The sequence below is a fragment of the Paenarthrobacter sp. NCHU4564 genome (genome assembly GCF_052156435.1).
Lineage (GTDB): Bacteria > Actinomycetota > Actinomycetes > Actinomycetales > Micrococcaceae > Arthrobacter.
This window is the reverse complement of record NZ_JBQLIS010000037.1, coordinates 1-10697: the sequence shown is the minus strand read 5'-3', so window position 1 is coordinate 10697 and position 10697 is coordinate 1. Positions and strand designations below refer to the sequence as shown.

The following is a 10697-nucleotide window of genomic DNA, read 5'->3' as shown; positions in this document are numbered from 1 at the left end:
AACAGGTCACAAACCAGCACCACCACCAACCACACAGGCCAGCAGATCGCTCCGGAGCAACTTTTCAAACTTACCCGCTGGATTCCTCCGAGTCAAATCGGCAAGCTCAACCTGATTTCCTTGCGGTTTTCGTGTTGGGCTGTGCGATCTCTCGTGGGGATCAGCGCGGGTACTTACTCTACCACCGCCTCAGCCGAATCGCAAAGTCACCCGGAACAAGGGAAAGACCCGGCCCCCGCGGAGTTGATCACCCCCGGGACCGGGCCCCTCAGACAGACCTCGGCGGACTAGGAATCCAGCGTGAACCAGACTGCACCCAACGGGGGCAGCGTCACGGTCAACGCTGCAGGCTGTCCGTCCGTACCTGGAGTGGCTGCCACCAGCGAACCGTTGTTCACCACGCCCGAGCCACCGTATACCTCGGAGTCGGTGTTGAGGACTTCCTTCCACTTCCCTGCTTCCGGAACTCCAAGAATGTAGTCACGGTGGGGACCGCCGGAGAAGTTAACCGCGCATACCAGCGCTTTCCCGTCGTGATCCCAGCGGATGAAGGACAGGACATTGTGGTCCGCGTCCCCGCCATTGATCCACTGGAAGCCGCCGGCCTCGTTGTCCCTGACGTGGAGCGCCGGCGTGGACGAGTACAGGCCGTTGAGGTCCTTGACCAACAGCTGCAATCCACGGTGGGCAGGGATATCGGCCAGGAACCAGTCGAGTCCGTACTGCTCCGACCACTCTGCTTCCTGCCCGAATTCGGTGCCCATGAAGATGAGCTGCTTGCCGGGGTGCGCCCACTGGTAGGCAAAGAATGAGCGCAGGTTGGCCAATTGCTGCCACCGGTCACCGGGCATCTTCCGCAACATGGAGCCCTTGCCGTGCACTACCTCGTCATGGCTGATGGGGAGCAGGAAGTTCTCGGAGAACGCGTACACCATGGAGAAGGTGATGGTTCCGTGGTGCCACTTGCGGTTGATGGGGTCCTCGGAGATGTACTTGAGCGAGTCGTGCATCCAGCCCATGTTCCACTTCAGCCCAAAGCCAAGGCCGCCATGGTTGGTGGGAGCAGTAACGCCGGGGAACGCGGTGGATTCCTCCGCGATGGTCACAGCTCCGGGGTGTGTCTTGTAGACCGTGGCATTCACTTCCTGCATGAAGGAGATGGCCTCCAGGTTCTCACGCCCGCCAAACTTGTTCGGCTGCCACTGTCCTTCCTGCCGCGAGTAGTCCAGGTAGATCATGGAGGCCACGGCATCGACGCGCAATCCGTCGATGTGGAATTCATCAAGCCAGTAGAGGGCGTTGGCCACCAGGAAGTTCCGCACTTCCCGCCTGCCGAAGTCGAAGATCAGCGTGCCCCAGTCCGGGTGCTCGCCGAGGTTCGGGTCCGAGTGCTCGTAGAGTGGCTCACCGTCAAAACGGGCCAGGGCCCAGGAGTCCTTGGGGAAGTGCGCAGGTACCCAGTCCAACAGCACGCCGATGCCGGCCTGGTGAAGGGAATCGACCAGGAAGCGGAACTCGTCCGGGTGGCCGAACCGCGAGGTAGGCGCAAAGTAGGAGGTGACCTGGTAACCCCAGGAGCCGCCGAAGGGGTGCTCCGCTACCGGCATGAACTCCACGTGGGTGAAGCCGAGCCACTTCACGTAGTCCACCAGTTCCTTGGCCAATTCCTTATAGCCAAGGCCAAGGCGCCAGGAGCCAAGATGGACCTCGTACACGCTCATGGGCGAGTTGTGCGGGTCCTTCCGCGCCCGTGCTTCCATCCACTCGGAGTCCTTGAACCGGTAGTTGGAGTCGATCACGCGGGAGGCCGTGAGCGGCGGAACTTCAGTGCCGAAGGCCAGCGGGTCGGCCTTTTCCACCCAATGACCGGCCCGCGTGAGGATCTCGTATTTGTAGCACGCCCCTGCTGCAACGCCGGGAATGAAGACCTCCCAGACACCCGAGGATCCCAGCGAACGGAGGGCATGGTGGCGGCCGTCCCAGCCATTGAAATCGCCCTTGACGCGAACAGCCTGCGCGTTGGGCGCCCAGACGGCAAAGGAGGTGCCGTCCACATCGCCCAGTGACGTCCGGTAGCTCTGCAGGTGCGCTCCCAGCACGTCCCACAGCCGTTCGTGGCGGCCTTCACCGATCAGGTGCAAGTCCATTTCGCCCACGGTCGGCAAGTAGTGGTAGGGGTCATCAATGGTGACGGGATCGGCGTCGTACACCACCTCCAAACGGTAGTCGGGCACGTGCCCGTGCTGAAGCGGTTCCACGACAGCCACCCAGATGCCGTGTGCCTCATGCTCCATGGGGGTCCGGCCGGCTTCGGTGACCACCGTGACTGAGGTGGCGAGGTGCTTCACCGTCCGTATGGTGACGTGGCCGTGGTCGTCCAGGTGTGCGCCCAGGATGGAGTGCGGGGCGTGGTGCGCCCCGGCTGCCACACGGGCCAAGGTCTCAGGGTCCACGTGGAGGGGAACCCGGGGCCGTTCGGTGCGTGCAGAGCCTGTCATGTCATTACCTTCCGCTGTAGCTGCCGCGTTTCCGCCGCTGCTCGTGTTGTCGAGGATCCGCCGGGATGCGTTGACCGGAATGGACAGCCAGTCCGGTCTGTTCCGCAGCTCGTAGACCACCTCGTATAAGGCCTTGTCCAGCCACAATGCCACAAAGAGCGGCGAGCGGCGGTCTATGGTTCCCGGGTTAACCTCTCCGTACCCAGCCAGGAACGCTTCCGCACAGTCATCCACCCACGAATCGGGCACTGACGCTGCCGGGTTTTCGCGGACGGCCGCTCCTGCGGCGTAGTCGAACGAGCGGAGCATGCCCACGACGTCCCGCAGTGGCAGGTCGGGAGTATTGCGCTCGTCAATGGTGCGCAGGGGTTCGCCCTCAAAGTCCAGGATGGCCCAGCGGTCCGGCGTCCCGCCGGTTCCGGGCACCTTGAGGATCTGGCCCAGGTGCAGGTCGCCGTGGACCCGTTGCAGGCGTTCGACCGCTGTGGCGTCGACGTCACCGAGCAGGGATTCCAGGCTTGAGTCGTAAGGCCCGACGGCGGCAGCAGCTTCCGCCCATGAGGCACGGATGCGTCGGGTCAACTCGGCGACAACGGCGTTCCCCTGGCCCTCGCCGGCATCGGCTCCGGAAGTTCCGAAGGTCTCAGCAAGCCTGGCATGGACGGTCGCGGTAGCGGCACCAAGTCCATGGGCCTCTTCGGTGAAATCCTTGCCCGAAGACGCAGCCTCAACAGCCAGGCGCCACGCATCCTGCCCGCCGGCAAGGAATTCGTGTGCCACAGTCAGTTCGCCGGCAGCAGGGCCGTTGCTGCCCGAAGCGTCCCAGGACCCCGTGATCCACCCGAGCGTTGCCGGGACCTCACTGGTCCCGGCCGCGGTAAGGGCCGCTCCCAGTTCCACCTCCGGGTTCCTGCCCGCAGCCAGCACACGGAAGATCTTGACGATCGCTGCCGAACCGCCGTCGTCCACGATGACTGAGGTGTTGGACTGCTCGCCGGACAGGACCCGCACGGAAGTCGGCTGAGCGGGAAGGGTGACACGTCCCCGGATCAGGTGCCCCTGCACCAGACCGTTGCCCACCGCGGATTCCAACCGCATGAGCCCAAGCCATGCGGTCACGAAGCCGGCATCGAACACCGCGTCGTACACCAGTCGGAGCCCCAGCTTCGGATCGGTGAACTCCCCCAGCAAGGCTGTGGGGGCATCTGCCAGGGGCTGGGTCCGGAAGCTCAGCGGCACCTGGACCACATCGGTGCGGGGGCCGCCGTCGGACGTTTTGTACGTCACGGCCAGCAGCAGGACCTCCAACCCGGCAGCGCCGCCCGGGTCCTGCAGCGTGAACCCACCCACGCGCTCCAGCCCAAAGTCCGGGCTTTTGACCGGAAACCACCGCTTAGTGGGAAGCCAGCTCCGGAGAAGACTTTCAATCGAGGGGTTAAGCGTTCCCTTGCTCATCTCATCCTTTCGTCGACACCACTGGGATCGCCTGCGTCATAGGCGACGAGGGATTGGAAAAAGCTGAACGAAGCCGCAGCCAGTAAAAGGCGTGGCTCCCCAGCATGACGGTCAGGTGTCCGTTGTCCCCTACAGCGGGAAACGGCTGGCCGCCGAAAATATCGCGGAAACCCCTGCCGGCAAACTCCGGCAGGTCCAAGGTGGCGGCTACAGGGTGCTGGGACAGGTTGAAGACGCACAGGATGGTCTCCGGGTCCTCCCCCTCCGGGTTGCCCGGCACAAGCTCCCGCACGTACGCGAGCACTACCTCGTGGTCCGCCTCGATGTTCCGGTAAGACCCCAGGCCGAAGGCCGGGTGGTTCCTGCGTACGCTCAGGATCTGCCGGGTCCACCGCAGCAGCGACCCGGAATGGGCAGCCTGCGCCTCCACGTTGGCCATGCCGTAGTTGTAGACCAGGGACTGGATGACCGGCAGGTACAACTTGCCCGGATCCGCGGCGGAGAAGCCCGCGTTGCGGTCCGGGTTCCACTGCATGGGCGTGCGCACGGCGTCGCGGTCGTCCAGCCAGATGTTGTCCCCCATGCCGATCTCGTCGCCGTAGTACAGGAACGGGCTGCCGGGCATGGACAGCAGCAAGGCGTTGATGAGCTCGATCTCGGCGCGGGAATTGTCCAGCAACGGCGCCAGCCGCCGGCGGATGCCGATGTTGGCACGCATGCGCGGGTCCGGTGCGTACCAGCCGAGCATCGCGGCACGCTCGTCGGCAGTGACCATTTCCAGGGTGAGTTCATCGTGGTTGCGCAGGAAGGTTCCCCACTGGGCGCCGCGCGGAATTTCCGGGGTCTCCCTCAGCGTCTGGATGATCGGGGCGGCTTTCTGGTCCCGCAAGGCGTAGTACAGCCGGGGCATGATCGGGAAGTGGAAGGCCATGTGGCATTCCGGATCATCGTCCGTGCCGAAGTATTCCACCACCTCATGCGGGGGCTGGTTGGCCTCGGCGATGATCACACGGCCGGGGTAGTTGGCATCCACCATGCGCCGCAGGTCCCTGAGGAAGGCGTGCGTGGCAGGCAGGTTTTCGCAGTTGGTTCCCTCTTCTTCGAACAGATACGGAACCGCGTCGGCCCGGAACCCATCGATGCCCTGGTCGAGCCAGAAGCGGACGACGTCATAGAGCGCCTCGATGACGGCGGGGTTTTCGAAGTTCAGGTCAGGCTGGTGGCTGAAGAACCGGTGCCAGAAGAACTGGCGACGGATGGGATCGAACGTCCAGTTGGACTCTTCCGTGTCCACAAAAATGATGCGTGCGTCCTGGTATTTCTCGTCAGTATCGCTCCACACGTAGAAGTCGCCGTACGGACCCGTGGGGTCTTTCCTGGATTCCTGGAACCAGGGGTGCTGGTCCGAGGTGTGGTTCAGTGGCAGGTCGATGATGACCCGGACGCCCCTGGCGTGGGCTTCTGCCACCAGACGCTTGAAGTCGCTGATGGTACCGAATTCATCCAGCACGGACGTGTAGTCGGCGATGTCGTAACCGCCGTCGCGCAGCGGCGAATGGAAGAACGGCGGCAACCACAGGCAATCGACACCCAGCCATTGGAGATAGTCGAGTTTGTCGATCAACCCGTGGAAGTCCCCGGACCCATCCCCGTTGGTGTCCGCAAAAGCCCGGACCAGTACTTCGTAGAAAACTGCCTTGCGGTACCAGTGCGGATCATGCTGGAGACCTGGGGCGTTCAACTCGAAGGTGTTCTTCGGAGTGAAGTACTGGCTCGGGTTCTGCGGGGAAAAACTCACTAAGGCTGCCTCCTGATGTGGAGGATGTGTGCGGGCTCGTGGTGGGCGTCAAGCCGGACGTAGTTGTGATCTCCCCATTCCCAGCTTTGGCCGCTGATGAGGTCGTCCACCCTGAACCGGCCGTCCTCGTTGTAGTCTGCCGGGTCCAACTGCAGCGCCGCCAGGTCCAGGGAGACCGTGCTCTCGCGGACACTGTGCGGATCCACATTGACCACGATGATCAAGGTGTCCTTGGTGCCGTCCGGCAGCGTCTTGTGCTTGGAGTACACCACCGTGGCGTCATCCGTACTGGTGTGCAGGGTGAGGTTCTGCAGGTCGCCCAGCGCCACATGCCCCTTGCGGATCGCGTTGAGCCGGGTGATGAAGGGAGCCAGGCTGTGGCCGGACGCCGCCGCGCCTTCCCAGTCGCGGGCCTTGTACTCGTACTTTTCGTTATCGATGTACTCTTCCGCGCCTGGCCTGGCCACATGCTCATACAATTCGTAGCCCGCATAGACACCCCAAAGCGGGCTGGCAGTGGAGGCGAGGACCGCCCGGATTTTGAACGCCGCCGGGCCGCCGTACTGCAGGTACTCGGTCAGGATGTCCGGGGTGTTCACAAAGAAGTTGGGCCGGAAGAACGGTGCGCTTTCGTGGCTGACCTCGTGGAAGTACTCCTCAAGTTCAGTCTTGGTGTTCCGCCACGTGAAGTACGTGTACGACTGCTGGAATCCCGCCCGACCCAGGGCGTGCATCATGGCCGGCCGTGTGAAGGCTTCGGCAAGGAAGACAACTTCGGGGTTCTTTTTGTTGATCTTGCCAATCAGCCATTCCCAGAACCACACCGGCTTTGTGTGCGGGTTGTCCACCCGGAAAATCTTGACGCCGTGGCTGATCCACAGCTGGACCATCCTCAGGATTTCCTTGGAAAGGCCTGCCGGATCATTGTCGAAATTCAGCGGATAAATGTCCTGGTATTTCTTGGGCGGGTTTTCCGCGTAGGCAATGGTTCCGTCCACCCGCGTGGTGAACCACTCAGGATTCGAGGTGACCCAGGGGTGGTCCGGAGCAGCCTGCAAGGCCAGGTCCAAGGCCACTTCCAGGCCCAGTTCGTTGGCGCGGGCCACGAATGCGTCGAAGTCCTCGAAAGTGCCCAGGTCCGGGTGGATGGCGTCATGGCCGCCGTCCTTGGAACCGATCGCCCACGGAGAACCGGGGTCCTGCGGGCCCGGAGTCAGGGTATTGTTGCGGCCCTTGCGGTGCTGGAAACCGATCGGGTGGATCGGGGGCATGTAGATGACGTCGAAGCCCATCCCGGCCACGGCATCCAGCCGCTTGGCGGCAGTCCGGAAGGTGCCCGAGGTCCACACGCCGGTGGCGTGGTCCAGGACTGCGCCCTCCGAGCGCGGGAAGAACTCATACCAGGCGCCGCGGCCCGCCAGGTCACGTTCCACCTGCAGGGGGAACCGCTCCGAGACCGTCACCAGTTCGCGGATGGGAACACGCCCGACGGCGGCCAGCACCTCGGGGCTGAAACCGGCACCAAGGCGCTCCTCGGCAGATCGGGTGGTGTCGGCGAGCGCAATTGACGCGGCGCGGAAGGTGCGCTTGTCCGCAGCGCTGCGTCCGGCGTCGTCATCTGCCGCTTCCGACAGGAGGGCTGCGCCCTCGGCGAGCATCAACTCAACATCGATTCCCGCTGCGACCTTGACCTCGGCGTTGTGGTGCCAGGTGCCGTAGCGGTCGTGCCAGGCCTCGATCACGAACGACCAGGCACCGGTGCCTGCCGGGGTCAGCTGGCCCACCCAGCGGTCACGGCCTTTCCAGCGTTCCTCCTGGGAAGGGGAAAGGCGGACACGCTGGCGTTCCCGGCCGCGGGGGTCGAGCAGCACTGCCGACACGCCGAGCTGGTCATGGCCTTCGCGGAACACCGTGGCACTGACGGCGATGTCCTCGCCCGGGAGTGCCTTGGCGGGAAAGCGGCCACCCTCTACCACCGGCTGAACTGCCGTGATGGGGAACCGGCCGAAGCGAAGTCCGTCGGTGATGTCCGTTTTTGTCTTGGATTTCAGGGCGGTCAAGGTTCGCGAGGTAGTCGTCACAACCACGACGTTAGCGACAAAAATCACAGAATGCTAAGCACACGACCTATCTTCTTGACGCAAGGTGTCTTTTACCTAAAAGAAACCCAAAGCAGTTCCGACTGCCATGTGAGTCCGTTAGTGTGGCGCTCGTGAAGGCAATTCGAAGGTTTACAGTCCGTACCGTCCTCCCTGAGCCCATCCGGCCTTTGGCCCGGTTGGCCACCAACCTGCGTTGGTCCTGGCACCGGCCCACGAGGGAACTTTTTGCGAGCCTCAACCCGGCTCTCTGGGAGGCAGCGCAGCACGATCCGATCGCCCTGCTTGGCTCCATCAGCCGCGAGCAGCTGCAGGACCTTGCCAACGACGGCGGGATCGTCAACCGCATACAGGAAGCGGCTTCGGACCTTGACCGCTACCTCAGCGAACCGCGCTGGTACCAGGGGCTTGGGGAGGAAGCACCCAGGTGCATTGCCTACTTCTCCCCCGAATTCGGCATCACCGAGGTCCTGCCCCAGTACTCCGGCGGCCTGGGCATCCTCGCCGGTGACCACCTCAAGGCAGCTTCCGACCTCGGCGTGCCGCTGATCGGCGTGGGCCTTCTGTACCAGGCCGGGTATTTCAAGCAGTCCCTGTCCCGGGATGCCTGGCAGCAGGAAACCTACCCCGTGCTGGACCCGGACGGCCTGCCTCTGACGCTGCTGCGCTGGCCTTCCAAGGAAGACGGCACTCCCGGCAAGCCGGTCCACATTTCCCTGCCGCTGCCCAACGGCCGTGAGCTCCACGCGCATGTCTGGCGTGCCGACGTCGGACGCGTTCCCCTGCTGCTGCTGGATTCAAACGTGCCGTCCAACGACGAAGCCGCGCGCGGCATCACGGACCGCTTGTACGGCGGCGGCGGCGACCACCGCCTGCAGCAGGAGCTCCTCCTGGGCATGGGCGGCGTCAAGGCCCTGCGCGTCTACCAGGAACTGACCGGCACTCCTGCGCCGGAGGTCTTCCACACCAATGAGGGCCATGCAGGTTTCCTGGGCATTGAACGTATCCAGGAAGCCATGGCCGACCCCACCGCTCCCCTGACGTGGGAGGAAGCCCTGGCAGCCGGCAGGTCGTCCACGGTGTTCACCACGCACACGCCCGTGCCGGCCGGCATCGACCGGTTCGAGGCAGTGCAGATCAAGCATTTCTTCGACGCCGGACTGGCACCCGACGTGCCCGTGGACCGGATCCTGGAACTCGGCCGCGAGAACTTCGACGGCGGCAACCCGGCGGTCTTCAACATGGCGGTCATGGGTCTGCGGCTGGCGCAGCGCGCGAATGGTGTGGCCAAGCTGCACGGCGTGGTGTCCCGCGAGATGTTCTCCGGCTTGTGGCCGGGATTCGACCACTCGGAAATTCCGATCACGTCCGTGACCAACGGCGTGCACGTGCCCACCTGGGTGGATCCGCGGATCTCTTCCCTGGCCCGGCAGCAGTTCGGTGCCGAGGCCGAGGCCCTGGGCCGGTGGGACCTGGCGTACAACGTCAGCGACGAGGACGTTTGGGCGCTCCGCCGCGAACTGCGCGTCCAGCTGATCGAGGATGTCCGGCGCCGTTTGCGTGCCTCCTGGAAGAAGCGCGGCGCCGCGGACGCAGAGCTCGGCTGGACGGAGAAGGTGCTCGATCCCGATGTCCTGACCATCGGCTTCGCCCGCCGTGTCCCCACGTACAAGCGGCTCACGCTCATGCTGCGCGACCCCAAGCGGCTCAAGGCGCTCCTGCTTGACCCCAAGCACCCCATCCAGCTGGTGATCGCCGGCAAGTCCCACCCTGCAGACGACGCCGGCAAGAAGATGATCCAGGACTTGGTCCGGTTCACCGACGACCCCGAGGTCCGCCACAGGATCGTGTTCCTGCCGAACTATGACATTGCGATGGCCCGTACCCTCTTCCCGGGCTGCGATGTGTGGCTGAACAACCCGCTGCGGCCCCTGGAAGCGTGCGGTACGTCCGGTATGAAGGCAGCCATCAACGGCTCCCTCAACCTGTCCGTGCTGGACGGCTGGTGGGACGAGATGTACGACGGCGAGAACGGCTGGGCCATCCCCACGGCCAACAACGGCGCTTCCGCCGATGAGCGCGACACGATCGAAGCCGCCGCGCTCTACGAACTGCTGGAGACCCAGGTGGCACCGCGCTTCTACGGCACCACGGTGGCGCAGGGCGCGGGGGCGGCAGGACCGTCCGAGTCCAGTGTGGAAAAGGTGCCTACCCACTGGGTGTCCATGATCAAGCACACCTTGGCCCACCTGGGACCTGCCGTATCTGCGGAGCGGATGCTGCAGGACTACGTCAACAAGCTCTACTGCCCGGCCGCCGTCTCCGGACGCCGGGCAACGGCAGGGTCTTACAAGGAAGCCAAGGAGCTGGCCGCCTGGATCTCCAAGGTGCGCAGCGCCTGGCCGGAGATCGTGGTGGAGCACGTGGACTCCGTGGGCCTGTCCGAGGAACCCCAGGTAGGCGACACGCTGCAGGTCAATGCCTACGTGGCCCTGAACAGCCTCACGCCGGACGACGTCTCCGTGGAGGTCGCGTTCGGACGCGCTGAGGAATCCGACGAGCTCGAAGACGTGGTGGTAGCCGAACTCGCTCCGCTGGAGGACCTCGGCAACGGGCGCCACCTGTTCCGCGGCGACCTGGTCATCAACCGCTCCGGTTCCTTTGGATACACCGTCCGCGTGTTCCCGAAGCACAGCGCCCTGGCATCGAAGGCCGAGTTGGGCCTGATCGCGAACGCGTAAGCCCACACCACGTAGCCGGCCCCGGGGGGGGGGTGTTGGGGGGGGACCCCAACAACCGGGCCCGGGGGGGGGGGGGCCGGTGGGGGGTCGCCCCCCCCACCCCCGG

Annotated in this window: 4 protein-coding genes; 1 reads left to right on the top strand and 3 read right to left on the bottom strand. The window is 64.4% G+C overall.

The window, feature by feature from the left end:
- Positions 1-287 precede the first annotated feature (287 nt).
- The 3 genes from ACSVIE_RS20730 to ACSVIE_RS20720 are packed head-to-tail and all read right to left on the bottom strand — an operon-like array spanning position 288 to position 7838.
- Positions 288-3953, bottom strand: a complete 3666-nt coding sequence (locus tag ACSVIE_RS20730; protein ID WP_442425104.1) for a 1,4-alpha-glucan branching enzyme — start codon at positions 3951-3953, stop codon at positions 288-290.
- Position 3954: 1 nt separating this feature from the next.
- The gene (gene treS / locus ACSVIE_RS20725) at positions 3955-5751 is read right to left on the bottom strand and encodes a maltose alpha-D-glucosyltransferase (protein ID WP_426006079.1); all 1797 of its coding nucleotides are present in this window, start codon (positions 5749-5751) and stop codon (positions 3955-3957) included.
- Positions 5751-7838, bottom strand: coding sequence for an alpha-1,4-glucan--maltose-1-phosphate maltosyltransferase (locus tag ACSVIE_RS20720; RefSeq protein ID WP_442425105.1), 2088 nt, complete (start codon positions 7836-7838; stop codon positions 5751-5753). The genes treS and ACSVIE_RS20720 overlap by 1 nt, the downstream gene beginning before the upstream one ends.
- Before the next feature lie 125 nt (positions 7839-7963).
- Here ACSVIE_RS20720 and glgP point away from each other — a divergent pair, with 125 nt between their 5' ends.
- Entirely contained in the window at positions 7964-10591 is a 2628-nt protein-coding gene (gene glgP, locus ACSVIE_RS20715) for an alpha-glucan family phosphorylase (protein WP_426006078.1), read from the top strand.
- The last annotated feature ends 106 nt before the right edge of the window (positions 10592-10697 follow it).